Origin of the sequence: Peribacillus sp. NPDC094092 (genome assembly GCF_050279365.1) — a bacterium.
Classification (GTDB): Bacteria; Bacillota; Bacilli; order Bacillales; family DSM-1321; genus Peribacillus.
This window is the reverse complement of record NZ_JBNNUC010000003.1, coordinates 118681-142634: the sequence shown is the minus strand read 5'-3', so window position 1 is coordinate 142634 and position 23954 is coordinate 118681. Positions and strand designations below refer to the sequence as shown.

Sequence of the window (23954 nt, the reverse complement as noted above, 5' to 3'; positions counted from 1 at the left end):
GTATAAAAGCTTTTTTATTGTTAAAGTAGGGTGTGTTAATTTCTATAGAATGGAGTGGCATTTTCATGTCTTCTACAAATAAAGAAATTCTTCGTAAACCAGATTGGTTGAAAATAAAGCTTAATACTAACGAAAATTACCTCGGTTTAAAAAATATGATGCGCGAGAAAAATCTTCATACTGTCTGTGAAGAGGCGAAATGTCCGAATATTCACGAATGCTGGGCAGTGAGAAGGACAGCTACTTTCATGATCTTAGGTGAAATCTGTACAAGGGCTTGCCGTTTTTGTGCTGTTACAACCGGACGTCCGAATGAATTGGACTGGGCTGAACCTGAGCGTGTTGCCGATTCCGTCGTTTTAATGAATTTAAAGCATGTCGTCATTACGGCTGTTGCCCGTGATGATTTAAAAGATGGAGGCGCTGAAGTTTTCGCTGAAACGGTCCGTGCCATCCGACGAAAAAATCCATTTACATCAATTGAAGTATTGCCGTCCGATATGGGCGGGGTGTTTGAAAATATCAAGACTTTGATGGATGCTAAACCGGATATCCTGAACCATAATATAGAGACTGTCAGAAGTTTATCCGATCGTGTACGGGCTCAGGCCAAGTACGAACGTTCATTGGAACTTTTAAGAAGAGCCAAGGAACTGTATCCGGAAATCCCGACAAAGTCCAGCTTAATGGTAGGTTTGGGTGAAACTCGGGAGGAAATCCTTGAGACCATGGATGACCTAAGGGCCAATAATGTGGATATCATGACGATCGGACAGTATTTGCAGCCGACTAAAAAGCATTTAAAGGTGTTGAAATACTACACGCCTGAGGAATTTGCCGAGCTGAAGGAACGCGCATTGGAAAAAGGCTTCAGCCATTGTGAATCCGGTCCGCTTGTCCGTTCATCCTACCATGCGGATGAACAGGTTAATGCTGCAGCAAAACATAAGCAAAACCAAGGTGAAGAATTATTGAAATAGAGTGAAATAAAGGACCGAAAGAATTCGGTCCTTTTTTATTCAGCGGTTATCCATTTTTTGATGGATGTTATCGTGATGATCTCTTTTATCGTTAACCATTTCCCCGTTTTCATTTTCGTCGTCACTCATTTTGTATCCTTGAGGCGACTTCAGCATTCTTTTAATGGTTTGTTCGATCGTATAGTCGATCCCTCTGCTGCCTGATTTCAATGTGGAGAAATTCTCGACATCTTGGGCAAGGGTTTGGTAATCATCACTGACGTAGACATGATAATAGCGAGGAACGACGGACATGGCAGTGCGTTTAACTTGGTCTGCTGTTTCCGTCCGATCCTTGGCATTGGTATCATATACGACAAGCACTTCCTCATCGGTAACGAGGGTAGCGGCATCATTGACATTTGGAATCTGGACACTCAGTTTCGAAATGACATCGGAAAGTTGTTCACGGTCAATGGAAGCAGCTTTGTTGGAAATGTTACGGCCGTCAATGGTTGCGCTATTTGTACGGGTAAAACCGAAATCATCACTTTTATTGTCATTATTACGATAATCTTCATCATAATATTGAGTTGGATTATTTACGTTTGTTGGGTTACCGGCATTGTTTTTTGCACCGAGCCCCTGATCCTTATCTTTATCAGCACATCCGGTTAGTGCAATAATCGAGCTTAAACCTATCGTTATTATTGTTTTTTTCATCAATAACACCCCCGTAACTTTAGGATAAACATATTTCTCTATTTTTCGCTTAGTAATTGATGGGGAATCAGTTATAATTTAAAGAAGGAATGTATATATGAGAGGTGAAAACAATGATTAACATCAATAACATGACCTATGAAATAATTGAGAATGAAAGGGAAGGCTATAACGAAGAAGCGTTTAAGGCCAGATACAGTGAGATTTTAACGAAGTATGATTATATAGTGGGGGATTGGGGTTACGGGCAATTGAGGCTGCGTGGATTTTTTGATGATAATAATCAGAAAGCGACCTTTGATACGAAAATAAGCACGCTTAGTGAATATTTATATGAATACTGCAATTTTGGCTGTCCTTATTTCGTCGTGAAGAAAATAAAGAAATAAAAAGGCCAGAAATCGCTCTGGCCTTCCATGTTAAGAGCTACCATATCCTTTATATGGAGGCTGTTCATCTTTTTCTGGATCATCATGTGTCGGATGAGCACCAGGATATTGTCGAGGTAAACCTTCGTGCAATGATTTATTTTCATAATTAAAGGCACTTTGATATCGTTGCCCTTCCTGCCACGGGGTGTTTTTATTCTGAACTGGTGCATCTTTTGCTATGGCTGATCCAAAAGGTCCTTCGGGAAATTCTTCAGGAATTAAATAATCCCTCTGTTTTTCGACATTGGAAAAATCGTGGTATTCTTCTTTGTCCAAGATAATCCCCCCTCATGTAATCGATCTTACATTCAGTAGGTTTCCCGTTTAAAATAAAAAACTTCAGCACTCAGACGATTTCCATTAAAAAGTGACGCAGTTCTTCGGCTTCCGCTTCCGATAACTGAAAGGCATGCTCAAGATAGCCTTCTTCTTCTAAATCATCAGGCCCAATAATCGCGAAACGATTACTCTGCATATTTAAAACAAGCTTCTTTCCATAAAAACGATCGGTAGCCGTAATGGCCAGATCGAATCTTGATTCCTCTCCCATGAAGCTTATGAACCGGGTTTTTGAATCAACGACGTCATTGTATAAATAAAAACGATCTTCCATGGTATCATTCCCTTCTTATCTTTACATTTGTAGTTCCATCATAACAAAGTGACTTCAATAGGGAAACAGACATTTTACGGGGCATCTGCCTGGAGAACCCCGTCTCTTCTCATGATGCCTCAGGAACCTCCGGCAACATGAGCGTTCATCGATTAAATGTAAATGGTAAGAATATAAAGGAGGTCGTGAATTGGTTTTCTTGCCGTCGATGCCGGGGAATGCACCAATAGGAAAGGCAAATGTGCAACACACCCGCTTCTGTTAGTTATTGGATGAAGCAATGGTTGTGGTTGAAGGAATTGAGAGTAAGGGAGAAGCTATGGTATTATCAAGGAATAAGGTTGGTGCAGCACAGGGTTTAACTATGCCGCTCATTCAACCAATGATTCCCTATATCATCTTAGATCAGAAAGGATCTGGAAAAAAATGTACTTTGTAGACCGCCAAAAGATTGAACAAATATTAGGTTTTCTTGAAAAGCAGCTTGGACTTTTTGAAGGTCATGATAATTGGGACGGAGAACTTTCAGAACTTATCGCTGAAAGGCTCATACAAACTTCCATCGATTCCGTGTTGGATGTAGGAAATGCGGTAATTGATGGTTTTATTATGCGTGATCCAGGAAGTTATGAAGATATTATCGATATCCTGCAAGATGAAAAAGTCATTTCTGAAGAAAAGGCGATACAATTCAAAAAGGTTTTGCCGCTAAGGAAAATGCTGGTTCAAGACTTCATTGAAGTGAATCACAAAGAACTGCATGCCGTATTTTCGGAAAATATCGAGGCATTCAAGCAATTCCCGGATTTGGTAAGGAACTATTTAACAAACGAATTGGGACCTGTATCAGCTTTTAAAAACTAGCAGCGTTAGGAAGGCGAAATCAAATGAAGTCGTATAAAGGATATTTAATTGACTTGGATGGCACCATGTATCGCGGTACCGAACAGATTGCGGAAGCGGCAGGGTTCATTAATGACCTGAGGAAAAGGGATATCCCTTATTTATTCGTCACAAATAATTCATCCAGGACTCCGGCACAGGTAGCTGATAAATTGAGAAGCATCGGAATATCGACGGAAGATCACCAGGTTTTCACGACAAGCATGGCCACTGCCAATTACATAGCTGAACAAAAGAAGGATGCCTCGGTTTATGTGGTGGGTGAAGAAGGCATCATCGAGGCCCTTAAGGAAAAAGGAATGAAGCTTGTGGAAGAACATCCAGACTTTCTGGTAATGGGCATCGACCGCGGGGTCAATTATGAAAAGTTGTCAAAAGCCTGTCTTGCTGTAAGAAATGGCGCTGTTTTCATTTCGACAAATGGTGATATTGCCATTCCTACAGAGCAAGGCCTTTTACCGGGGAATGGTGCCTTGACCTCCGTAGTTTCCGTTTCGACCCAGGTACAGCCGATTTTCATTGGAAAACCTGAATCCGTCATAGTCGAGCAAGCTCTAAGAGTATTAGGGGTACCTAAAGAAGAGACAATCATGGTTGGAGATAACTATGATACGGATATCCTTGCCGGAATCAATGCAGGGATCGATACACTTCTTGTGCATACTGGCGTTACGACAAAAGAACGCTTAAAGCAATATAAAGAGCAGCCGACGCATGTGGTGGACACCCTCGACTTATGGCGCTTCGAATGAAAAAAAACCAGGCCTGCGAATGCGGCCCTGGTTTTTTTATGCCGTGAATATCAAAGTCCACTATTCCGCATTTTCGGTCCTATGGGCAAGCCGGCTTGAAGCGGCAGCGGCAATTGCCCCGACGATATCATCTAAAAAGGTGTTCACCTTACCCGTGCTTTTATCGTTTAAATATTTTAAGATACCCGGCTTTTGTTTATCGATGAAACCATAATTGGTAAAGCCGATGGATCCGTAAACATTCACAATTGAAAAAGCCAATATTTCATCGACCCCATATAGGCCTTCATCTATTTCAATGATGCTCTGCAAAGGCTCCTCGAGAAGTTTTTTCTCTGCTAGAATATCCAACTGAATGCCGGTAAGGATGGCATTTTGGACCTCGCGTTTTGAAAGGACCCGTTCGACATTGTGAAGGCAATCGGACATTTGGAGATTTTCATGGTAGCTCGATTGTAAATACATGACAAGCTCAGCAATATCCTCCAATTTCACTCCTCGGTCAATTAGCCATTTCCGGGCCGTTTTTTCAGACATTGATTGTTCAATATTAGCCATGTCATCACCCATTTCTCTATATTTTAAAGGGAAAGTTCTAATGCAGGTAGTTTGATTTGATTAAACGTTTTGATTGGAATTGCTAATAAGGTTTCGATAATCATTCAGAAAACGGGTTATTCCACATATATATAAGTATATGATGTCCAATATTTATTATATCCATTTGATGAAGGGGGCCATTCCATGATAGAAGAAATCATATTTAATAATTATGGTATACAGGTTGAACTTGAAGAATCCAATGTCAGATTTCCAAGCTTCCGTACAGGGAATATGGTGTACAGTATCGTTCCCATTGAAAATATGGAGCAGGAGGAATTAGTGGAACGTTATAAAATGTCTCAACATCTGATTTCCCAAGGTGATCGTCACGTATCCGCCTTTGTCCTTGCCAATCATGGAAGCTATGTTTCGGAAGCGGATGAACAATTATTCATCCTTCTTGCCAATCAGGCATTGGAAGGTCCGAAGAATTTCAACCCAGGAAGACGACTGGCAAGATTCCATCAGCGTGGGAGAACGATTAATGATACGATTCGAACATGTTCAAGAATCGGTAAATGGAAAGAACTCTGGGAACAAAGGATCGATCAGTTAGAAAAGATTTGGCGGGATAAGCTCAACGCCCATCCTGATAACCAGTTTGAAAAATTATTTATAGAAACCTTTCCCTATTATATGGTCCTGGGTGAAAATGCGATTCAATATTTAGTCGACACGGAAATCGGTGATACCCCGCAAATTGTCGATAGTGGAACGGTATGTTATGAACGTTTTTTACATGATACCTGGAAAAGCAATAAGTGGATGAAAAATCCGTTCGATTGGGTATTTGACCACGGAACCAGGGATGTAGCGGAATGGGTGAGGGAACATTATTTTCAAAATGTGCATACGCATCAGCGGGGAATTGGCCATTTCTTTCGGGAATATCAATCCATAGAACCGTTCTCCAGCTTTTCAGCCCGGTTATTATATTCGAGGATGCTATTTCCCATTCATTATTTTGAAACTGTGGAAGAGTATTTTTCAAAAACGACTGAATCGAGGTCGAACCAATTGGAGGATAAAATATCTTCAATCACGAAATCCTCCCAACAATATGAGTCCTTCCTCAAACATTTTTATGAATTGGCAGAGGTTCCTGCCAAGCAATATGATTTGCCTAAAATTGACTGGATTTAGATAAAAACGGGAAAGAAATATGATGCATTCTTACTTACTATGTTATGATGATAACAAGATTTTTTAGAATAATTAGATATTTGATCACTACGGAAGGATGGGACCATGAAAAGATTGATGATGGCCGCCCTTATAGCCCTTTTAATCATCCAAACGGCAAATCTTGCGAAAGCTGAAACGAAAACAGGCTGCGAAGCAACGCAATTCAAGATTGTCTTGAAGGCTGAAGCGGATCTGAAGGAAAAGGCGTCGGCTGCAAGTAAAACATTAAAAACCTATAAGAAAAATAAAGAATTATCAACAAGCGGAAGAACTGGAAGCTGGTATAAGGTCTGTCACTCAAATAAGACAGCATATATCAATATGGCAGATGCAAAAGAGGTTTTCAGTTCAGGTGAAAAAGCCATTTTGGTGAAATTCGATGGGAGAAAAGGCGTTAACCAAGTTGTATCAGTGACAGGTAAATCGATGGGTGATACGAAGGTCACGATCCAAACTTATGAGAAGAAACTCGGGGAATGGCGCCGGGCATTGAAGAAGATGGACGGTGTCATTGGGAAGAACGGCTTCACGAAGAGCAAAAAAGAGGGTGATGGGAAATCCCCGGTCGGGATTTATTCATTTGGTACGGCCTTTGGAAGCGAAACGAAGCCGGCAGGAGTGAAAATGAGTTATAAGAAAACGACGAAATATGACTACTGGATTGATGATCGGACATCCACGGATTATAACAAGTGGAAAACCTATAAAGGAAATCCTGCAGTTAAATGGAAGTCTTTCGAAAGGATGAATCATGAACTCTATAAGTATGGGGCAGTCATTAATTATAATACGAATCCCATCGTAAAAGGAAAAGGAAGTGCAATCTTTCTTCATATATGGAGAGGGAGTACAAAACCGACGGCTGGATGCACAGCCACGGCCGAAAAGAATGTCGTCAGTTTACTGAAATGGATGGATCCCGTGCAAAAGCCACATATTGTAATGGGTACAAATGATTCATTGAAGGGCGTCAAGTAATAATCACCAAAATGGTTTCCCGAAAAAGTTTAGCTTTTCCGTTCTTACTCGTTCAAGGGATGGGCGAAAAAAGTTCGAGCATTCATCTTTTCAACTATTGCTAATTATATGAATTAAACATATAATGTCTACTATACAAATACAAACGTCTTCTTCAGGCAAACAGTTTTTAAGGGGGAACCAAAATATGAAAGCCATCTCGATCGGTTTATTGGGTTTAGGTACAGTTGGATCAGGAGTCGTACAAATCATTGAAAGCCATCAGGACAAGCTCATGCACCAAGTGGGCTGTTCCATATCCATTAAGAAGATTCTAGTCAAAGACACGACGAAGGAGAGACTTGTCGAGATCGATAAAGGTATGTTAACTGACAATCCTGAGGATATCCTTTCGAATCCCGAGATTGATGTTGTAATAGAAGTGATGGGTGGAATCGATGAAACACGCGGTTATCTGGTAGAGGCAATAAAGAATAAAAAGCATATCGTTACGGCAAATAAAGACCTAATGGCCATATATGGGCCGGAATTGCTGGAATTGGCCACCGAAAATCAATGCGATTTGTTCTATGAAGCAAGTGTTGCAGGGGGGATCCCGATTCTGCGCGGACTTGTGGATGGGTTATCTTCTGACCGCATCACGAAAATGATGGGGATCGTCAATGGAACGACAAACTTCATTTTGACGAAAATGAGCAAGGAAGGCAGAGCTTATGATGACGTATTGAAGGAAGCTCAGGAGCTGGGATTTGCTGAAGCAGATCCGACAGCCGATGTAGGCGGATTGGATGCGGCCAGGAAAATGGCGATCCTTTCCACGCTCGGGTTTTCCATGAACATTGGTTTGAATGATGTTGAGGTACAGGGCATTACCGAGATATCCGAAGAGGATTTGAGATATAGCAAGAAGCTTGGTTATACAATGAAATTGATCGGCGTCGCTTCCAGGGCAGGGGATAGGGTCGAAGTGAGTGTCCAGCCTGCACTTCTTCCTGAAGCACATCCATTAGCGTCGGTAAATAATGAGTATAATGCTGTATATGTTTATGGGGAAGCCGTGGGGGAAACGATGTTTTACGGACCGGGGGCCGGCAGTCTTCCTACTGCGACTGCAGTCGTTTCGGATATGGTGACGGTCATCAAGAATATGAGGCTGGGCGTAAATGGCAACAGTGCCGTTTCACCTCAGTACCCGAAACAATTGAAAGATGCAACCGAGATTTTCGCTAAGTTCTTCATTCGATTACATGTTCTAGATGAGGTTGGCGTTTTAGCCAAAATCACGAATTTATTTGCCGAGCATGGGGTAGGATTCGATAAAATCCTTCAATTGCCTCTGGATGAAAAGGAATCTTCCGAAATCGTATTGGTTACGCATACTGCCACAAAGGCTGCATTTGAGCAAATAATCCAGAAATTAAATGATTACAATATGGTAAGAGAAGTGAAAAGCACATACAGAGTTGAAGGAGAGGACATCAAATGAGCTGGCAAGGACTTATAAGTACGTATAAAGATTTTTTACCCGTTAATGAAAACACACCTGCACTAACCCTTTTGGAGGGGAATACACCTTTAATCAGATTGAATCGATTATCCGAAGAGTGGGGAATCGACTTACATGTAAAATATGAAGGGGCCAATCCAACAGGGTCGTTTAAAGACCGTGGAATGGTCATGGCCGTCGCCAAAGCGATAGAAGAGGGCAGTGACACGATCATATGCGCTTCCACCGGGAATACATCAGCAGCTGCAGCAGCTTATGCGGCCCGTGCCAACCTGCGCTGTATCGTTGTCATTCCGGAAGGTAAAATAGCCATGGGCAAACTTGCTCAAGCCGTTATGTATGGAGCGGAAATCATCTCGATCGAAGGGAACTTCGACCAAGCTTTAAAAATCGTCCGTTCACTTAGTGAGAGCTCACCGATAACTCTTGTGAATTCGGTCAACCCATACCGGATTGAAGGGCAAAAGACAGCGGCTTTCGAAATTTGTGATGCTCTCGGCTCAGCACCGGATATTTTGGCGCTTCCTGTCGGGAATGCAGGTAATATAACTGCTTACTGGAAAGGCTTTAAAGAATATAACGAGTCGAAACAAACGGGCCTTCCTGAAATGAGAGGGTTCGAAGCTGAGGGTGCGGCTGCAATTGTCCGGGATAGCATCATTGAAAACCCAGAAACGATTGCAACAGCCATCCGGATTGGAAATCCTGCAAGCTGGAACTTTGCTGTCGAAGCAGCAAATGAATCCAAAGGCAAAATTGATGAGGTGACAGATGAAGAGATTCTGGAAGCCTATCATTTCCTTGCTAAAAAAGAAGGGGTATTTGCAGAGCCGGCATCTTGTGCTTCCATTGCAGGTATTTATAAACAACTAAAAAGCGGTGAAATCAAAAAAGGTAGTAAGATCGTTGCAGTATTGACTGGAAATGGATTGAAAGATCCGAATGTGGCAGTCAATACAAGTACGATTCAACCGACATTGCTGCCAATGGATGAAGAAGTCATTTTAGAACATCTGCAGGGTGTGAAGCAGGCATGAGTGCAGAATCGGAGATGTTCTTGATCCGTGTACCAGCAAGTACGGCCAACTTAGGACCGGGATTCGATTCCATCGGTTTGGCGTTAGGACTTTACCTGGAAATACACGGATCTTCATCAGATCATTGGGAAGTCGTTCCCCTTTCAGAGGAAATGTCTGTTTTTCCAAGGGATGATCGTAATTACATCGTCCAGATTGCCAAGGAAACGGCGGCTTCCTATGGAAAGGAATTATCCCCATGCCGGCTTTTCGTCTCTAGCGAAATTCCTCTCGCTCGGGGTCTTGGAAGCAGTGCCTCTGCCATTGTGGCGGGGATTGAATTGGCGAACATAGTTGGTGAACTTCATTTATCCGATGATGAGAAGAATAGGCATGCCTCCCTCTTTGAAGGGCATCCGGATAATGCGGGCGCATCTGTATATGGTGGATTGGTCGTGGGCCTTCATACGGATGTAAGAACGGATGTCGTGTCGTTTCCGATAGAGGGAGTTAAGGTGATTGCTGTCATTCCCAATTTTGAATTGCTTACTGAAGATTCAAGAAATGTCCTTCCGAATTCGCTTTCCTATAAAGATGCGATAAGCGGAAGTGCAGCCGCAAATGTTTTGCTGGCGGGAGTTCTTTCGAAAGATTGGAAACTCGTTGGCGAAATGATGCAAAGCGATCGTTTCCATCAACCATATAGAGCGGAGTTGGTCCCTCATTTAGCGCTTATAGAAGAAGTTGTCCTTAATGAAGGCGGATTTGGTGCGGCACTAAGCGGAGCAGGACCGACTGTTTTATGCTTATCATCTCCGGAAAGAAGTGAAGGTTTGCTCACTGGATTGAAGGAAAGATTTCCGGAATTCCTTGTGAAAGAATTGGAAATTGATAATGATGGAAGTTATACGGCAATCCTTTCAGAACAGGAAAAAAAGGAATTGAAGTTTTTGAAATCGTGAGCCATGTTCATTTGACGACCATATAAAAAAGCTGACCCGTGTCAAGCCGTATCAATTCAATTGATAGGGCAAAAGCCGAGTCAGCTTTATTTTTATTACAGCCCGGAAAAGATTCCGGCCTGGATACGTTTATAGATGAATCGATCCTTCACCCTTATTTTAAAGGGCTATTAGAAAACTTGTTCAACTTCCACTACACCAGGGACTTCTTCAAGAAGGGCACGCTCAATCCCCGCTTTTAGCGTAATGGTCGAACTTGGACAGCTTCCGCATGCACCTAGTAATCGTAATTTTACAATTCCATCTTCTACGTCAACTAGTTCACAGTCACCGCCATCACGAAGAAGAAACGGACGAAGCTTATCTAGAACCTCTTGAACTTGGACTTCCATTGTTTGTTGGTCGGACATTGCAATCGACTCCTTTCCTAATCATATTATAATGCGAAGGTAATAAAAAATCCAACTGTAACTTTGCGGAAATATAATCTATATTATTCTGGTATGATGGAAACAGGTGTATGTTTCTAAAAAGTATTAAAAATGAAGTGAATATACTAAAATGAGGGAGGAAGAGTATGGTAAAGAAAGAAATTGAAATAGAAGTGTATGGAGCGGAGCAAATATGCGCGAGTTGCGTGAATCTCCCTTCTTCGAAAGATACCTGCGAGTGGCTAGAAGCCGCTTTAACGAGAAAGTTTCCTGAGCAGAAATTCAAAATATCCTATATAGATATGTATAATCCACCAGAAACGTTGAAGCAAAAGAGCTTTGCCGCGAAGATGATCGAAGAGGATTTATTTTATCCACTGGTCCTCATTGAAGGTGAAATCATTGCAGAAGGAAATGTGCGTCTCAAAAAAGTGGTGGAAACCATGGAAAAATACGGATATACGATGCAGGCGTGATATATAATGGAAGAAATAAGAAAAACTGACCCATGAGCTGCATGCAGTTCATGGGTCAGTTTGATGTAGCATCGGTTGAAATCAACCGTTATGATATTTATACATCCAGAGGATGCCTGATTTCATTAATCGTGCCACTCTGCCTGTGATTGGGCGATTTGCAACAAGACCAAAACCTTGTTTCTTCCCAAGGGAGCCTAATGTTCCTTTTAATTTCATTGTAGGGAAGCTTTCCGGAAGTGGTTCATTTGCCCATTTCTTCACAAGAACTTGGACGATTTGCTCTGCTTGGGACTCCGCTAATTGAGCACTTGGTGCATGAGGCAGGCTCGCACAGTCGCCGACGACAAAGATGCTGTCATCATTAGGTAGGAAATGCTGAGGAGTCAGAACAGCTCTTCCTTGGCGGTCCTTTTCAATATCCATATCGCGGATGATCTTACTTGGCTGAATTCCAGCTGTCCATACGATGACGTCGCTTTGAACGGCTTCGTCGCCATTATAAAGAAGGTTTGGCTCAACTTTCGTTATATTTGAATGATGGACGATCTCGATTGTATGTTTATCGAACCATGATTCAACAAATGTGCTTAATCTTTCTGGGAATGCAGATAGAATATGCGGTCCGCGGTCGAATAGCTTAACGTTTAAATCTGAACGGCTTTCAATCAATTCACTTGCAAGCTCGACACCACTCAGTCCGCCACCAACGATAGAAACGGTTGCACCGGCACCTAAATTATTCAAAGCTGAATATGTGCTGCGTGATTTATCGATTGTTTGGATACTGTAAGTATGTGTGTCTGCACCAGGAATATCGTGGTATTTATCTTCGCAGCCAAGGCCGATGACTAAGTCATCATAAGCGACAGGATCTTGATTTTCTATAATGACTTGTTTATTTTCCATATCGATGGAAAGTACTTCTCCGTATACGTTCTTCAAGCGAGGATGTTCAGGAAATGCAACACGGATGTGCTGATCTGGAATGGTACCTGCTGCTAAAGCATAATATTCCGTTTTTAAGCAGTGATAAGGATTACGGTCGATAAGCGTGATGCTCACATTTTCAGGAAGCTGATTAGGCAGCAATCTTTGCAACATGCGCATACCACCATACCCGCCACCTAGTATGACTAGATTCTTCATATGATTTTTTCCCCTTTATTTGATCTCTTGAGAATTTGACTAGCATTTAACTATAGGATTCCCCCAAATGGTCCCCTTTAAAGTTTAAATAAATATATATACCCCAATTAGTAACAAGAATAAAAAAATTAGATAATTTTCTTTTTTTACGTACCCCGACAAAAGTATAACGAATATAAAAGGAAATCACAACCGATATCTTGAAATCGGCAGATTTTTTATGCGTAAATATTGACTGTATATGGGAAAAGTAATAAGATGGTTTGTTAGTAACTGTGAGGTGAAACAATGTACCCGATAATTGAATTTTGTGTAAGCAATCTGGCCAGTGGCGCTCAGGAGGCTCTGGAAAGATTGGAGCGGGATCCAAATTTAGATATCATAGAATATGGCTGTCTGGGATATTGCGGCAGGTGCTCCAGTAACTTATATGCTCTTGTAAACGGTGAAGTGGTTTTTGGTGACACAACGGATGAATTGGTGGATAAAATATATAAGTACATTGATGAATATGAAATGTTCTAATCATCAACGGTGAATAAAAAAGCTGTTCCGCGATGGAACAGCTTTTTTACTTATCAGTTATGCGGCATCGGGCGGGATGTTCCATGTTCCTGCTTGAGTTCCAGAAAACGATCCCTGGCCATCTGGATGATGGAGGCTTCCCGGGCATTTTTTTGTCTTTCGAACACTAATGAAAAATACTTGATGGCTGCCTTTTCATTTCCTATCCTTCTGGAGATGTCGCCAGCGAGATAAAGGACCCTTGCTTCGGATACCTGGGTGCCGCTGAAGTCCCCTGTTGAATAGGAGACTTCATATTCCTTCAAGGCGAACCTCAAAAATCTTTCTTCTTCTTCCTTGGTTTGCTTGATCCTGTATAACCAGGCTATCCGTAAATAGATTCCTGCAAGGGTTATATGTTTTTCCTTTTTTAAAGCTCCGCAATAACTCGCCAGCTTGTATGTATTGATCGCATCTTTAAGGGATCTCTCCTTGCTGAAATGATGGGGAACCCACCGGGAGCAGACTTTTTCCATTATGGTTTCCATTGTAGGGGGGGGGAGTACCGGGAGAAATCCTCGGAATAAGAAAAGCCGCAGTGAGGGCAAACAAAAATATTATAGTAAAGGGCGTTAACGGTTGGATCAGCATAAATGGGGTGAAAGTCCGTGTCATACTTAGTTACTTTTACAAAACGCGACCGTACCTTTTTAGTGGTTGATTTTTGCTTGCATAAAAGGCATTCCATGCTTTTATCATATAGAGGATGTATACCTTCGATGGAGATTACCCCCTTAATTGTAATTTGTGATTAGGTCTAATAGATTGGTTCATTATACCCATTCGTTTTATTATAAACTAATTTTTGTTGGTAAAATAGGTGGGGGAATATGAATTTTTTCAAGCTGGAAAATTGAGCGTGGGAATTTCTTTGGTATATACTATAAAGAGAAATAGTTCTATCTCACATTTCAGAAGAAGGAGGGATTTATTGTGAGTGAAGTTGTTCAAATAACGGAAGCTGCCGCTTTTCAGATAAAAGAAATGATGAAACATAATGGCGAAGAGGGTTCATTTTTAAGAGTGGCCGTTAAAGGCGGGGGCTGCAGCGGATTATCCTACGGAATGGGTTTTGAACAAGAGCCGGGGGAAAAAGATAGCCAGCTGGAACAGTTTGAAATTAAAATCCTTGTTGATGCCGAGGATGCAGATATATTGAATGGAACGGTAATTGATTATAAACAAACGATGATGGGCGGAGGCTTTACGATCGAAAACCCCAATGCTATCGCTTCATGCGGTTGCGGGTCTTCCTTTAAAACCGCAAAAAACGCCGGAACGCCGGAGAACTGCTAAGAAACTCCAAGACAGTGGGAAAAGGGGGGCACTTTAACGAGTGCCCCCTTTTTTCTATGCTTTTTTGCTGCCTTAAATATTGTACAGGTCCTCTTTGATGGGGAGGGTGCCGCTGAAAATCTCGAATGTTTTATTGAATGTGTTTTTCTCTGTGACTGATTGGGCAAGAACGGCGGCGACATCGGCCCTTGGAATGAATTTGTTGGTATGATCCACTTTCTCACCCGCAAATATTTTCCCGATGGCTTGTTCATATGTCAAAGCTACCGGCCGGACAATCGTGTATGTCAGCCCGCTTGCTTTTAAATGTTCATCGGCATCATGTTTTGCTTCGAGATAATGACGCATTCCTTCTTGGGCTAGTTCCGGATTATCGGATCCGACAGAGCTTAACATGACAAAACGTTCGATCCCCTTCTTCTTGGCGGCATCAACCAGTTTAATGGCTCCATTCTTATCCACAGCTGTCGTTTTATCCGGCCCTGTTTTTGGCCTGGATCCGGCGGCAAAAATGATGGCTTCCATGTTATCCACTGCTTTATCCACATTTTCCTCTAAATCTGCACGGATTGGATGCCCGCCGAGTTCTTTTATCGTTTGAGCCTGTTCCTCTTTCCGGATCATCCCGTATACATTCATTTGCGGATTTTTTGATAATTCCCCAATGATCTGTTTTCCGGTCGTTCCGTTCGCTCCTGCAATTAAAATATTCATATACGTGACTCTTTACCCTTAGAATGACAGGGGTAAGCACTGTGGATAACCAATGGAAATAAGTTATCCACAACCAACGGATTGGGGACAACTAAAAACCCGGCTGTGAAGGCCGGGTTTTTTGAGAGATTTTAAAACATGGAAGAGCTGTGCATCGGCTGAACTTTTGCTTTTGGGTCAATATACTGTTTGGCGTGATTGACGGCAGTGGGTGCTTCACCAAAACCACTTGCAATCAATTTTACTTTACCGTCATATGTTGCAATATCACCTGCTGCATAAATTCCCGGGATATTCGTTTCCATTCTGGAATTCACCAAAATACTGTTCTTCTGGATATCGAGTCCCCATTCCTTAATGGGACCAAGGGAAGAAACGAAGCCGTAGTTGACGATGACTGCATCTACCTCCATCGTCTCTGTATCTTCACCATTTGTATCCTTGATGACAATGGTATGGATCTGTCCGTCTGTACCAATCAACTCTGAAGGTATGTAAGGAGTCTTTATTTCAACTTTTGAATTTTTAAGTGTTTCGACACTATGTTCGTGGGCACGGAATTTATCCCTTCTGTGTATGATGCTCACTTTCTCGGCGATCGGCTCCAGCATCAGGGCCCAGTCCACCGCTGAATCCCCGCCTCCGAAGACCACCACTTTTTTGCCGGCAAAATGATTGAGGTCGTCGATGAAATAGTGAAGGTTACGGCTTTCATATTTTTTTGCATCATCAATTTCGATGCGGCGGGGTTGGAAAGCCCCATTTCCAGCTGTGATGATAATCGTTTTGGAGTAATGGATTTCTTTATCAGTCGTTAACTTGAAAACTCCATCGGCTTGCTTTTCCACTTCTTGAACGGCCTGCTCCAGGACAACTTCCTGTTCGAACTTTGCCATTTGTTCTTTCAAATTATTCACTAGCTCCTGAGCACGCACTTTAGGGAAACCAGCGATATCATAGATGTATTTCTCAGGATAAAGGGCCGACAATTGTCCGCCTAATTGTGGTAGACTCTCGATGATTTTTACGGAAGCCTGTCTCATTCCCCCATAAAATGCAGTGAATAATCCAACTGGGCCTCCGCCAATGATGGTAATATCATAAACTTTTTCATTAACTTCCAACGTTATCCCTCCGATATACTAGGTTTGCTGAAATTTATTCTCTTATTTTAACATAGATGATCTTTTAAAAAACGGGTAAAGTTAGAAAAGTGAGAAAGTTTTGACTATATATGGGCGGTTTCATGATGAATGTTCTTTATTCTCTTTCAAAAGCGGGGAAAATTACTCTTTATCAATGTTAAGCACATCGGAAAAATAGGTTCGGAACTGGGTGAAAAGTAACGTTTTTTGGCTTTGTTTTAACCCGAAAAAGTTCGGTTTGTTACTTGAAAAAGGTATGGAAAAAGACTAATATTTACTTATACATCATTTGGTAAAATTTTTATGAATTTTTTATGACATTTATGAAGTGTTACGTGAAATACGTCACAAATGTATAAGAGTGCTTTTTATAATGGAAATTAATAAGATAGACAATATATTTTAGTTATGGAAAGCATCGCAAGAAAATATCGTAAAGGTGGACGAATACTTTTGAAAAAGCCAACTATCGTTGTTTTGGGAGCAGGTTATGGTGGATTGATGACTGTTACTCGCTTACAGAAGGCATTAGGTCAAAATGAAGCAGAAATCGTATTAGTTAACAAAAATGATTACCACTATGAAACAACATGGCTGCATGAAGCATCCGCTGGAACTCTACACCATGATCGTGTGCGCTATCCAATCAAAAGTGTCATTAACAGCAAAGTTAAATTCATCCAGGACTCTGTTTTGGAAGTGAAAACAGAGAACAAAAAAGTCATCCTTGAAAACGGCGAAATTTCTTATGATTACTTAGTGATTGGACTTGGACCTGAATCGGAAACATTCGGAATCCAAGGGCTAAAGGAATATGCTTTCTCTATCTCTAACGTGAACACTGCACGAAAAATCCGTGACCATATCCAACTGCAATTCGCTACGTACAGCACTGAGGCCGAGAAGAATGAAGATCGCTTGACGATCGTTGTTGGAGGAGCAGGATTTACGGGTATCGAATTCCTTGGCGAATTGGCTAACCGTGTCCCTCAACTTTGTAGAGAATACGACATCGATTTCCAAAAGGTCCGTATGTACTGTGTGGAGGCAGCACCAGCCGTCCTCCCTGGCTTCGATCCGGAATTGGTAGATTATGCAGTATCTTATCTTGAGAAAAAAGGTGTGGAATTCAAGATCGGTACACCGATCAAGGGGGCTACCCCCGAAGGGATCATCGTGGCAAAAGGCGAAGATGAAGTGGAGGAAATCAAAGCGGGGACTGTCGTCTGGGCAGCTGGCGTACGTGGAAACTCCGTGATAGAGGCTTCCGGTTTTGAAGCTATGCGCGGACGTATCAAAGTGAACCCTGACATGCGGGCACCGGGCCATGACGATATTTTCATCGTGGGGGATTGCGCTTTGATCATCAACGAGGAAATTAATCGTCCATATCCACCTACCGCTCAAATCGCCATGCAGCAAGGTGAGGTCATTGCCAAGAACCTGACTAAAATGGTTCGTAATGAAAGCGACCTTGAAACGTTCACTTTCGAAAACAAAGGGACGGTATGTTCACTTGGTGAAGACAACGCGATTGGTGTTGTCTTCGGCAAGAAAGTGACCGGTAAGACTGCATCATTCATGAAGAAAATGGTTGATAACAGAGCATTGTTGTTGATTGGCGGAGCGTCCCTTGTTGCGAAAAAAGGTAAATTCAACGTCCTTTAAATTTTTTGGATATAAATAATGGCCATTTGGGGAGTGTCCCTGAATGGTTTTTTCATTGGCATCTCATCCATCGTTGAGTGTGTGTCATGGTGGAGTATGCACTTTTCTTATGTGGAATATAATGGGGAGAAGGATGGCGGAGCTATATCAAGAAAGTCCTTGCCTTTGGCGCCATCGAATGATCTTCTGCTGTTTGAGTTTACGCTAATTATAATGAATGTAGGGGAAGTGGGTTTTGGTGGAACGATGCAAAAATGTTTGGCTGGCAGTGTCCGGCCTTGTGATATCTGATAAAGGTGAGTGGCTGGTCGTGAATAAAAGGTATGGCGGATTGAAAGGGCAATGGTCGCTTCCGGCAGGTTTTGTCAAAAATGATGAAACCGTCGATGAAGCGGTCGTAAGGGAAGTGTTGGAGGAGACGGGCATTCAAACAGAAATCGAAGGTATTGTAGGAGTGAGAAGCGGAGTCATCAAAGGGGATATAAGTGATAATATGTTGATATTTTTACTTAAACCGGTCAGTTTTGAAGTAACCGCCCAATTGGATGAATTGTATGAAGCTAAATTTTATGACCCTGATTTACTCATGCAGGAGGGGAAGCAATCTTTACTATTGGAACAGCTGTTAGCATTTAAGAAGGAAAGAATGCAGACGATGCTCGACGGGTTGAACCCGGGCGATCAATTTGGATATACATCCTATAAATTATTCATGTGATTTGGGTAATTATCTTTTCTTCGGCATTATTTGGTATAAGTCGTTGACGCAGCAATTATTTTTTCAGTAAACTAAAGGTGTCGCTTTTAAGGAGGGTCAAGAATAACATGCCATTGCCTGTTTTAATTATCTCAATACTCTTATTTTTCATATTGTTTTTCGGAATCGGCTTTTTGCTGAATATGCTCTTTCGTTCTTCATGGATCATGGTCATCTTATTTCCGATCGTCTTCATCATCATTGTCAATGAAACAAAGCTAATAGAATATTTTAGAAATCCGGGAATCTCTTTTTCCAATCTTGGAACGAACCTTACATCCCTTCATACGGCAGACATCATCATTTTATCAAGCGGGCTGCTTGGCGCTGTTTTAGCGGGTGTGGTCATCAGGATTTTAAGGAAAAAAGGATATCAAATGTTTTGATAAAGGAAAGGGCCGTCATTTTTGGACGGTCCTTTTTTTGTAGGCTGTTTTCGCATACTTTGTTGCTATTTACCAAGCAGTGCGGTGTGGTTGATTTCCCCTCCAGATGCTCGCTTTCCGCATGGCGGGCGGTGAGCCTCCTTCGCCTGTTGGTCTCACCTATCCCGCTGCTCCCGCAGGAGTCTCGCACTCCGCTCCAATCATCCTTAAATAGTTTCGTTTTAAAAACAACAATCTTTATGAAAAGAGCCTTTTTTTGTAAGGGAAATTGGTTCTTTCGATACTTTATGAATACTTTCACTCAGGAAAGGGAACAAATATCCTTGTGAGAGGAGTGAAATTAATACATATGAAGATTGTAAAGGCATTATTTTTGAGGGTTGCTATTATCATATTATTTATCCTGGCCATCGAATCAACCTTAAATCATGTTTTTGGTGCTGTGTCTGAAGGTCATCCTTTTGAAGAGGCAATGAGACAACATCGAATGCTCGGTCTCGAATATAAAGCGATCCATAATGGAGGTCAAGTGGCGACGCTAATGGCTTCGGCATCCACGAGCAATGGCCCGACGACGATAGCGGAGGCAATCGAGCTCTCGAAATACCCGAAGCATGAAGTTTTGGCTACAGGATATACAGCAGGGTATGAATCGACAGGAAAGCACCCGGAAAGCCCATCCTATGGAATCACTTATTCAGGGGTGAAGGTGAAGCGGGATCTTTTTTCCACCATTGCCGCAGATCTTGCCGTATTCCCTCTCGGAACCATCCTTTGGATTCCTGGCTATGGCTATGGGGTTGTAGCGGACAAGGGTGGTGCGATCAAAGGAAACCACCTTGACCTATACTACGAAACGGTACAAGATGTTTACGAGAATTGGGGAAAGAAAACCCTGGAAGTATATGTTGTGCAAAGAGGGAATGGCGAGTTATCTGAAGAACAGTTAAGCAGGTTGAATGGAACCAAGATCAAGCAGGTATTCAAGCCGAAAATCGCTGAGAAAACATTGAACGAGCATGTAGCTTCCTTTGCTTTTTAATGTTAGAAAGACGAATTGGAGAAAGTGAAGGTGAAAGGCTGCCTCGATTGAGGCAGCCTTTTTGATTGTTCTGTTTCAGCTGCGACTCCCTTAGGCCATGCTTTTGTAGGCTTCAGGATGCAGGGTCTTTGCCAATTTGGCAAGACCGTCCAGCAAGCGCGGAGAGGGCCGGCAGAATAATGGTTCTTCCATGATGTGAATATGATTATCCCGCACTGCCTTCATATCAGACCAACCTTTCCGTTTCTTGACCAGATCCGGGTTTACTTTTCGTAAAGGGACACCGACCCAAGCCAAGCAAATATGGTCGGGATCCTTTTTTTGGACATCTTCGGAAGTGACTTGAATGCTTGCCATGTCGACATCTTCGAAAAGGTTATATCCTCCTGCAAGCATGCTGATCTCGGATAACCAATTAACTCCCCCTGGGCTGAATAAGGGGTTGGGCCACCATTCCCAATACAGGGATGGCTTTGTTTCGATTTTGTCGGCGACGTTTTTATATTGAAGGATGGCATCACGGAATTTGGCAGCTTGTTCCTCTGCTTTTTCCTTAAGATCCATGGCCTCGCCCAAGGTCAGTAAATCTTTTGCGATATCTTCAAGTGATTGCGGGTTGAAGATGATATGGGGGATGTTCCGTTCTTTTAGCCCCTCGATATTCTTTTCCATGCCCGGTACACTCAGTGAAGCCAGCACCAAATCGGGTTTTAATGATTCAACATGATTGATGTCGATCGATAAGTCAGGCCCGACCTTGGGAAGGTGCTGTATGGTTTCAGGCCAATCAGAGTAGTCATCGATGGCGATCAGCTGATCTTCAATCCCTAGATATGTGCATAGTTCCGTATTGCTGGGGCAAAGAGAGATTATTTTCAAATTGAACACCTACCCTTGAAAGATGAAAAAGTGAAGTGCCAGTGCAATGAATACCCCGGTCAAGGCTCCGAAAAATACCTCGATTGGCTTATGGCCCAACAGTTCCTTTAATTGTTGCTGTTTCTGTTTTTCTTCTTTTTTCTGCCAGTTCTTTGCTTGCTCGACAAATGTATTGAAGTCGGTAACGAGCTGGTTCAAGACGGCTGCCTGTTCTCCTGCCTGCCGTCTCACCCCTGTCGCATCGAACATCGTGATGACTGCAAAGATCGCGGCAACCGCAAATACAGGGGAATCCATCCCGGTTTCGATCCCCACCGCTACGGTTAGGGCGGACACGGCCGCAGAGTGGGAGCTGGGCATACCGCCTGTGGAGTTAATGAGTGACCAGTTCACTTTGCGAAATGCTATGAAGTGGATGGGCACTTTAATGAATTGAGCAAAGAAAATGGCGATCAATGCTGCGATTAAAGGGAAGTTGAGTAATAATTCCAAGAGTATCAGCCTTCTTTCTAGTTATAAGTAAAGATGAAATCCATATCTGGGTAAATCGGAATAAGGCCCTTATTATTAGTTCCATTCAGTCCGGTCGATTCCCTGCCGGTAATAGTAAAATATGATCTATCTTATACTATTACTCTAAAGTCACCCATTTTAAACAATATCCTTTTTATTATGATTTACGCGGGCCTTATTCGAAAATTTTCGAAGATTTCGTTATAATGGATGTAATCGAATGGAGGAGGTATCAGAATGTTCACAGTAAAAGATTCCCTGAATATAGATTTGATTGACGAATGCCTGATTCTAGGCGTATTTGACAGACCCGTAAAATTTTCAGGCATAGGAAAAGAAGCGGATGAACGATTGGACGGCCAGCTAACGGAGTTAGTGAAAGCCGGAGAAATCTCTTCCAAGAAAAAATCGGTGGTCAAAATACATACATTAGGTAAATTAAGCATAAAGAGATTGATTTTCGTTGGGTTGGGCAAGGAAAAGGAACTATCCTTTGAAACCCTCCGTGAAGCGTTGGGAAAAGCGCGTAAGACGATAAAAGAATCCAAAATTACGACTCTTTCCATCGCTTTGGATACATTCACGACTGAAAATCTGGATGCATTGGACGCAGCGCATGCTTGTTCCGAGGCCTTCGAACTTGCTTCCTATAAATTTGACGGATACAAGCAAAAATCGAACCAGGTCGAAAAAAGCCTCGAATCGATTACGGTTTACAGTGAATATGATGAAGAAGAGGTCGGTGCCGCGCTTCATGTAGGGAGAGTCTTCGGAAGGGCGACGAACTCAGCCAGAACATTGGTCAACACACCAGGCAATTTGTTGACTTCCACCGATTTGGCGGATTATTCATCCGCCTTGGGCGAACGTTATGGTTTTGAAGTGGAGATACTCGAGAAGGAAGATATGCTCAAGTTGGGAATGGGCGCACTCCTTGCTGTCAATAAAGGTTCGGTCGAGCCTCCTAAAATGATTGTCCTGAAGTATCAAGGTAAGGATGAATGGAAGGATGTTATCGGGCTGGTCGGCAAGGGCATCACATTCGATACGGGTGGATACTCATTGAAAACGAAGGCTGGAATCGTTGGGATGAAGACGGATATGGGCGGTGCGGCAGCTGTTTTGGGTGCAATGGAAATTATCGGCGAATTAGGACCTGATCAAAATGTCGTGGCTGTCATTCCATCCACTGATAACATGATCAGCGGTGATGCATTCAAGCCGGATGATGTGATCACTGCCATGAGCGGCAAGACGATAGAGGTATTGAATACGGATGCGGAAGGCCGGCTGGTTTTGGCGGATGCCATGACTTACGCTAAACATCATGGTGCTGACTATCTTATTGATGTTGCCACTTTGACGGGCGGTGTAATAACGGCGCTTGGCATGGATATGACGGGAGCGATGACTAATGACACGGAATTCTATGAGCAAGTGGTCAAAGCCTCAGAGGAGGCCGGGGAGCCCATTTGGAGATTGCCGATTACAGAAAAGGATAAAGAACGGGTACGAAATAGTAAAATAGCGGATTTGAATAATTCACCTGGAGGGGCAGGACATGCAATCATGGGCGGGGCCTTCATCGGCGAATTTGCTGAAGGCACTCCGTGGGTCCATCTGGATATTGCCGGAACTTCCACAACTTCGAGCAACTCCGAATTGTGCACGGCGGGGGCTACCGGTGTCATGGCACGAACGCTTGCACTGCTGGTTGAAACCTTTGAAACGAAAACAAGATGAACCTAAATATCCGAAGCCGAAATAGGCTTCGGTTTTTTTACCAAAAGAGTGTATTGGACTTATATATCCCTCCATTTCAAGCTGACGATGATATGACAATTCTCTTCCCCCGATTTAGGATAGAAATCAAAACGGATCCCATCGGGGTTATACGTGATATCAGGTTCGTTATTAATTCCTATCTTTCGGATCATATCGATCACGACACTCTTTTGCGATGCTTGGGCAGCAGTCATCAACCGGTTCGAGAAAGGCTTGGATGTGGCTATAGTATCCATGACTTTTTTCACATCAATCATTAAAGATTGCGAGGTCTTTGCCGATTTAACAAGCAGATCTGGATTGGTTGCCAAGTATGGGCGCAATGTTCCTTCCCGTTCCAGATTCCTATTGATTGCCCTGGCGTGTGGCGGAAATAGGATAGAGTCGTATAAAAAATAAGGGAAATCCTCCAAAAGGTTTCCATCCTTTCCTTAAGCCTGTCTATAGACACGTTTTCGTTATATATTAAAATATGTATTAAGGCCAGCCGATATGATAGCGGTTTGTGAATGACTGT

Annotated in this window: 32 protein-coding genes; 19 read left to right on the top strand and 13 right to left on the bottom strand. The window is 42.5% G+C overall.

Annotated elements, in window-relative coordinates; genetic code table 11:
- Positions 1 to 65 precede the first annotated feature (65 nt).
- The gene (lipA, locus tag ACQKNS_RS16375) at positions 66 to 980 is read left to right on the top strand and encodes a lipoyl synthase (protein ID WP_427644400.1); all 915 of its coding nucleotides are present in this window, start codon (positions 66 to 68) and stop codon (positions 978 to 980) included.
- Between the two features lie 39 nt (positions 981 to 1019).
- On the opposite strand, the gene ACQKNS_RS16370 is transcribed toward lipA, so the two are convergent.
- Complete coding sequence (locus tag ACQKNS_RS16370; protein WP_427644399.1) at positions 1020 to 1682, bottom strand: YhcN/YlaJ family sporulation lipoprotein; 663 nt, start codon at positions 1680 to 1682, stop codon at positions 1020 to 1022.
- Positions 1683 to 1795: 113 nt separating this feature from the next.
- On the opposite strand from ACQKNS_RS16370, the gene ACQKNS_RS16365 reads away from it, so the two are divergent.
- Positions 1796 to 2071 (top strand): YutD family protein, encoded by a 276-nt coding sequence (locus ACQKNS_RS16365; RefSeq protein WP_076368161.1) that lies wholly within the window; start codon positions 1796 to 1798, stop codon positions 2069 to 2071.
- A gap of 30 nt (positions 2072 to 2101) precedes the next feature.
- Here ACQKNS_RS16365 and ACQKNS_RS16360 read toward each other — a convergent pair whose 3' ends face one another.
- Entirely contained in the window at positions 2102 to 2389 is a 288-nt protein-coding gene (locus ACQKNS_RS16360) for a cytosolic protein (protein ID WP_427644398.1), read from the bottom strand.
- Positions 2390 to 2459: 70 nt separating this feature from the next.
- Positions 2460 to 2726: a DUF3055 domain-containing protein gene (locus ACQKNS_RS16355; protein ID WP_034310182.1), complete on the bottom strand. Its 267-nt coding sequence runs from the start codon at positions 2724 to 2726 to the stop codon at positions 2460 to 2462.
- 280 nt (positions 2727 to 3006) lie between these two features.
- Here ACQKNS_RS16355 and ACQKNS_RS16350 point away from each other — a divergent pair, with 280 nt between their 5' ends.
- The 3 genes from ACQKNS_RS16350 to ACQKNS_RS16340 are packed head-to-tail and all read left to right on the top strand — an operon-like array spanning position 3007 to position 4381.
- Positions 3007 to 3165 (top strand): hypothetical protein, encoded by a 159-nt coding sequence (locus tag ACQKNS_RS16350; protein WP_427644397.1) that lies wholly within the window; start codon positions 3007 to 3009, stop codon positions 3163 to 3165.
- A complete protein-coding gene (locus tag ACQKNS_RS16345; RefSeq protein ID WP_427644396.1) occupies positions 3153 to 3590 on the top strand; it encodes a DUF86 domain-containing protein in 438 nt (145 codons plus the stop codon). Before ACQKNS_RS16350 ends, ACQKNS_RS16345 begins: the two co-directional genes overlap by 13 nt.
- 23 nt (positions 3591 to 3613) lie before the next feature.
- Positions 3614 to 4381, top strand: a complete 768-nt coding sequence (locus ACQKNS_RS16340; protein ID WP_427644395.1) for a TIGR01457 family HAD-type hydrolase — start codon at positions 3614 to 3616, stop codon at positions 4379 to 4381.
- Between the two features lie 60 nt (positions 4382 to 4441).
- On the opposite strand, the gene ACQKNS_RS16335 is transcribed toward ACQKNS_RS16340, so the two are convergent.
- Entirely contained in the window at positions 4442 to 4939 is a 498-nt protein-coding gene (locus ACQKNS_RS16335) for a phosphatidylglycerophosphatase A family protein (protein ID WP_427644394.1), read from the bottom strand.
- Between the two features lie 186 nt (positions 4940 to 5125).
- On the opposite strand from ACQKNS_RS16335, the gene yutH reads away from it, so the two are divergent.
- The 5 genes from yutH (at position 5126) to thrB (ending at position 10632) form a co-directional block, all read left to right on the top strand.
- Positions 5126 to 6127 (top strand): spore coat putative kinase YutH, encoded by a 1002-nt coding sequence (gene yutH, locus ACQKNS_RS16330; protein WP_427644393.1) that lies wholly within the window; start codon positions 5126 to 5128, stop codon positions 6125 to 6127.
- 105 nt (positions 6128 to 6232) lie between these two features.
- Positions 6233 to 7147, top strand: a complete 915-nt coding sequence (locus ACQKNS_RS16325) for a L,D-transpeptidase family protein (protein WP_427644392.1) — start codon at positions 6233 to 6235, stop codon at positions 7145 to 7147.
- A 187-nt stretch (positions 7148 to 7334) separates the two neighbouring features.
- A complete protein-coding gene (locus tag ACQKNS_RS16320; RefSeq protein ID WP_427644391.1) occupies positions 7335 to 8633 on the top strand; it encodes a homoserine dehydrogenase in 1299 nt (432 codons plus the stop codon).
- Positions 8630 to 9691 carry a threonine synthase gene (thrC, locus tag ACQKNS_RS16315; protein ID WP_076368153.1) on the top strand — a complete coding sequence of 354 codons (1062 nt, stop codon included), beginning with the start codon at positions 8630 to 8632 and terminating at the stop codon, positions 9689 to 9691. The genes ACQKNS_RS16320 and thrC overlap by 4 nt, the downstream gene beginning before the upstream one ends.
- Positions 9688 to 10632, top strand: coding sequence for a homoserine kinase (gene thrB, locus ACQKNS_RS16310; protein ID WP_427644390.1), 945 nt, complete (start codon positions 9688 to 9690; stop codon positions 10630 to 10632). The genes thrC and thrB overlap by 4 nt, the downstream gene beginning before the upstream one ends.
- Before the next feature lie 170 nt (positions 10633 to 10802).
- On the opposite strand, the gene ACQKNS_RS16305 is transcribed toward thrB, so the two are convergent.
- The gene (locus ACQKNS_RS16305; RefSeq protein WP_076368151.1) at positions 10803 to 11042 is read right to left on the bottom strand and encodes a NifU family protein; all 240 of its coding nucleotides are present in this window, start codon (positions 11040 to 11042) and stop codon (positions 10803 to 10805) included.
- A gap of 167 nt (positions 11043 to 11209) precedes the next feature.
- Between ACQKNS_RS16305 and ACQKNS_RS16300 the strand changes: the two genes are divergently transcribed.
- On the top strand, positions 11210 to 11539 hold the full coding sequence (locus tag ACQKNS_RS16300) for a YuzD family protein (RefSeq protein WP_427644389.1): 330 nt from the start codon (positions 11210 to 11212) through the stop codon (positions 11537 to 11539).
- Between the two features lie 81 nt (positions 11540 to 11620).
- On the opposite strand, the gene ACQKNS_RS16295 is transcribed toward ACQKNS_RS16300, so the two are convergent.
- Positions 11621 to 12688, bottom strand: a complete 1068-nt coding sequence (locus ACQKNS_RS16295) for an NAD(P)/FAD-dependent oxidoreductase (protein WP_427644388.1) — start codon at positions 12686 to 12688, stop codon at positions 11621 to 11623.
- A gap of 288 nt (positions 12689 to 12976) precedes the next feature.
- On the opposite strand from ACQKNS_RS16295, the gene ACQKNS_RS16290 reads away from it, so the two are divergent.
- Positions 12977 to 13213: a YuzB family protein gene (locus ACQKNS_RS16290; RefSeq protein WP_098371467.1), complete on the top strand. Its 237-nt coding sequence runs from the start codon at positions 12977 to 12979 to the stop codon at positions 13211 to 13213.
- A gap of 53 nt (positions 13214 to 13266) precedes the next feature.
- Here the strand turns inward: ACQKNS_RS16290 and ACQKNS_RS16285 are convergent, their stop codons facing one another.
- A complete protein-coding gene (locus ACQKNS_RS16285; RefSeq protein WP_427644387.1) occupies positions 13267 to 13728 on the bottom strand; it encodes a DUF2225 domain-containing protein in 462 nt (153 codons plus the stop codon).
- Positions 13728 to 13940, bottom strand: coding sequence for a DUF2225 domain-containing protein (locus ACQKNS_RS16280; RefSeq protein ID WP_427644386.1), 213 nt, complete (start codon positions 13938 to 13940; stop codon positions 13728 to 13730). Before ACQKNS_RS16280 ends, ACQKNS_RS16285 begins: the two co-directional genes overlap by 1 nt.
- 245 nt (positions 13941 to 14185) lie before the next feature.
- Between ACQKNS_RS16280 and ACQKNS_RS16275 the strand changes: the two genes are divergently transcribed.
- Positions 14186 to 14548: a HesB/IscA family protein gene (locus ACQKNS_RS16275; protein ID WP_241592743.1), complete on the top strand. Its 363-nt coding sequence runs from the start codon at positions 14186 to 14188 to the stop codon at positions 14546 to 14548.
- Positions 14549 to 14620: 72 nt separating this feature from the next.
- On the opposite strand, the gene ACQKNS_RS16270 is transcribed toward ACQKNS_RS16275, so the two are convergent.
- Both ACQKNS_RS16270 and ACQKNS_RS16265 read right to left on the bottom strand, forming a co-directional pair.
- Positions 14621 to 15262 (bottom strand): SDR family oxidoreductase, encoded by a 642-nt coding sequence (locus ACQKNS_RS16270; RefSeq protein WP_427644385.1) that lies wholly within the window; start codon positions 15260 to 15262, stop codon positions 14621 to 14623.
- A gap of 131 nt (positions 15263 to 15393) precedes the next feature.
- Complete coding sequence (locus ACQKNS_RS16265) at positions 15394 to 16386, bottom strand: NAD(P)/FAD-dependent oxidoreductase (protein WP_427644384.1); 993 nt, start codon at positions 16384 to 16386, stop codon at positions 15394 to 15396.
- A 474-nt stretch (positions 16387 to 16860) separates the two neighbouring features.
- Here ACQKNS_RS16265 and ACQKNS_RS16260 point away from each other — a divergent pair, with 474 nt between their 5' ends.
- The 5 genes from ACQKNS_RS16260 to ACQKNS_RS16240 all read left to right on the top strand — a co-directional run bounded on the left by ACQKNS_RS16260 (position 16861) and on the right by ACQKNS_RS16240 (position 20260).
- On the top strand, positions 16861 to 18075 hold the full coding sequence (locus tag ACQKNS_RS16260; protein ID WP_427644383.1) for an NAD(P)/FAD-dependent oxidoreductase: 1215 nt from the start codon (positions 16861 to 16863) through the stop codon (positions 18073 to 18075).
- 18 nt (positions 18076 to 18093) lie between these two features.
- The gene (locus tag ACQKNS_RS16255; RefSeq protein ID WP_427644382.1) at positions 18094 to 18366 is read left to right on the top strand and encodes a hypothetical protein; all 273 of its coding nucleotides are present in this window, start codon (positions 18094 to 18096) and stop codon (positions 18364 to 18366) included.
- Positions 18314 to 18793, top strand: a complete 480-nt coding sequence (locus ACQKNS_RS16250) for an NUDIX domain-containing protein (RefSeq protein WP_076368524.1) — start codon at positions 18314 to 18316, stop codon at positions 18791 to 18793. The genes ACQKNS_RS16255 and ACQKNS_RS16250 overlap by 53 nt, the downstream gene beginning before the upstream one ends.
- 107 nt (positions 18794 to 18900) lie before the next feature.
- A complete protein-coding gene (locus ACQKNS_RS16245) occupies positions 18901 to 19218 on the top strand; it encodes a YuiB family protein (protein ID WP_230300510.1) in 318 nt (105 codons plus the stop codon).
- Between the two features lie 349 nt (positions 19219 to 19567).
- Complete coding sequence (locus ACQKNS_RS16240; protein ID WP_427644381.1) at positions 19568 to 20260, top strand: 3D domain-containing protein; 693 nt, start codon at positions 19568 to 19570, stop codon at positions 20258 to 20260.
- Between the two features lie 90 nt (positions 20261 to 20350).
- Here ACQKNS_RS16240 and ACQKNS_RS16235 read toward each other — a convergent pair whose 3' ends face one another.
- A complete protein-coding gene (locus tag ACQKNS_RS16235; protein ID WP_427644380.1) occupies positions 20351 to 21139 on the bottom strand; it encodes a cobalamin-binding protein in 789 nt (262 codons plus the stop codon).
- Positions 21140 to 21148: 9 nt separating this feature from the next.
- Entirely contained in the window at positions 21149 to 21631 is a 483-nt protein-coding gene (locus ACQKNS_RS16230) for a divergent PAP2 family protein (protein ID WP_427644379.1), read from the bottom strand.
- Positions 21632 to 21889: 258 nt separating this feature from the next.
- On the opposite strand from ACQKNS_RS16230, the gene ACQKNS_RS16225 reads away from it, so the two are divergent.
- A complete protein-coding gene (locus ACQKNS_RS16225; RefSeq protein WP_427644378.1) occupies positions 21890 to 23395 on the top strand; it encodes a leucyl aminopeptidase in 1506 nt (501 codons plus the stop codon).
- Positions 23396 to 23454: 59 nt separating this feature from the next.
- Here ACQKNS_RS16225 and ACQKNS_RS16220 read toward each other — a convergent pair whose 3' ends face one another.
- Entirely contained in the window at positions 23455 to 23850 is a 396-nt protein-coding gene (locus ACQKNS_RS16220) for a hypothetical protein (protein WP_427644377.1), read from the bottom strand.
- Positions 23851 to 23954: the final 104 nt, after the last annotated feature.

What these genes read in the sequence shown, in the direction of transcription:
- lipA (WP_427644400.1), top strand. Translation starts at nt 66, where the DNA reads ATGTCTTCTACAAATAAAGAAATTCTTCGTAAACCAGATTGGTTGAAA.
- ACQKNS_RS16370 (WP_427644399.1), bottom strand. Translation starts at nt 1,682, where the DNA reads ATGAAAAAAACAATAATAACGATAGGTTTAAGCTCGATTATTGCACTA.
- ACQKNS_RS16365 (WP_076368161.1), top strand. Translation starts at nt 1,796, where the DNA reads ATGATTAACATCAATAACATGACCTATGAAATAATTGAGAATGAAAGG.
- ACQKNS_RS16355 (WP_034310182.1), bottom strand. Translation starts at nt 2,726, where the DNA reads ATGGAAGATCGTTTTTATTTATACAATGACGTCGTTGATTCAAAAACC.
- ACQKNS_RS16350 (WP_427644397.1), top strand. Translation starts at nt 3,007, where the DNA reads ATGGTTGTGGTTGAAGGAATTGAGAGTAAGGGAGAAGCTATGGTATTA.
- ACQKNS_RS16345 (WP_427644396.1), top strand. Translation starts at nt 3,153, where the DNA reads ATGTACTTTGTAGACCGCCAAAAGATTGAACAAATATTAGGTTTTCTT.
- ACQKNS_RS16340 (WP_427644395.1), top strand. Translation starts at nt 3,614, where the DNA reads ATGAAGTCGTATAAAGGATATTTAATTGACTTGGATGGCACCATGTAT.
- ACQKNS_RS16335 (WP_427644394.1), bottom strand. Translation starts at nt 4,939, where the DNA reads ATGGCTAATATTGAACAATCAATGTCTGAAAAAACGGCCCGGAAATGG.
- yutH (WP_427644393.1), top strand. Translation starts at nt 5,126, where the DNA reads ATGATAGAAGAAATCATATTTAATAATTATGGTATACAGGTTGAACTT.
- ACQKNS_RS16325 (WP_427644392.1), top strand. Translation starts at nt 6,233, where the DNA reads ATGAAAAGATTGATGATGGCCGCCCTTATAGCCCTTTTAATCATCCAA.
- ACQKNS_RS16320 (WP_427644391.1), top strand. Translation starts at nt 7,335, where the DNA reads ATGAAAGCCATCTCGATCGGTTTATTGGGTTTAGGTACAGTTGGATCA.
- thrC (WP_076368153.1), top strand. Translation starts at nt 8,630, where the DNA reads ATGAGCTGGCAAGGACTTATAAGTACGTATAAAGATTTTTTACCCGTT.
- thrB (WP_427644390.1), top strand. Translation starts at nt 9,688, where the DNA reads ATGAGTGCAGAATCGGAGATGTTCTTGATCCGTGTACCAGCAAGTACG.
- ACQKNS_RS16305 (WP_076368151.1), bottom strand. Translation starts at nt 11,042, where the DNA reads ATGTCCGACCAACAAACAATGGAAGTCCAAGTTCAAGAGGTTCTAGAT.
- ACQKNS_RS16300 (WP_427644389.1), top strand. Translation starts at nt 11,210, where the DNA reads ATGGTAAAGAAAGAAATTGAAATAGAAGTGTATGGAGCGGAGCAAATA.
- ACQKNS_RS16295 (WP_427644388.1), bottom strand. Translation starts at nt 12,688, where the DNA reads ATGAAGAATCTAGTCATACTAGGTGGCGGGTATGGTGGTATGCGCATG.
- ACQKNS_RS16290 (WP_098371467.1), top strand. Translation starts at nt 12,977, where the DNA reads ATGTACCCGATAATTGAATTTTGTGTAAGCAATCTGGCCAGTGGCGCT.
- ACQKNS_RS16285 (WP_427644387.1), bottom strand. Translation starts at nt 13,728, where the DNA reads ATGGAAAAAGTCTGCTCCCGGTGGGTTCCCCATCATTTCAGCAAGGAG.
- ACQKNS_RS16280 (WP_427644386.1), bottom strand. Translation starts at nt 13,940, where the DNA reads ATGGAATGCCTTTTATGCAAGCAAAAATCAACCACTAAAAAGGTACGG.
- ACQKNS_RS16270 (WP_427644385.1), bottom strand. Translation starts at nt 15,262, where the DNA reads ATGAATATTTTAATTGCAGGAGCGAACGGAACGACCGGAAAACAGATC.
- ACQKNS_RS16255 (WP_427644382.1), top strand. Translation starts at nt 18,094, where the DNA reads ATGGCCATTTGGGGAGTGTCCCTGAATGGTTTTTTCATTGGCATCTCA.
- ACQKNS_RS16245 (WP_230300510.1), top strand. Translation starts at nt 18,901, where the DNA reads ATGCCATTGCCTGTTTTAATTATCTCAATACTCTTATTTTTCATATTG.
- ACQKNS_RS16240 (WP_427644381.1), top strand. Translation starts at nt 19,568, where the DNA reads ATGAAGATTGTAAAGGCATTATTTTTGAGGGTTGCTATTATCATATTA.
- ACQKNS_RS16225 (WP_427644378.1), top strand. Translation starts at nt 21,890, where the DNA reads ATGTTCACAGTAAAAGATTCCCTGAATATAGATTTGATTGACGAATGC.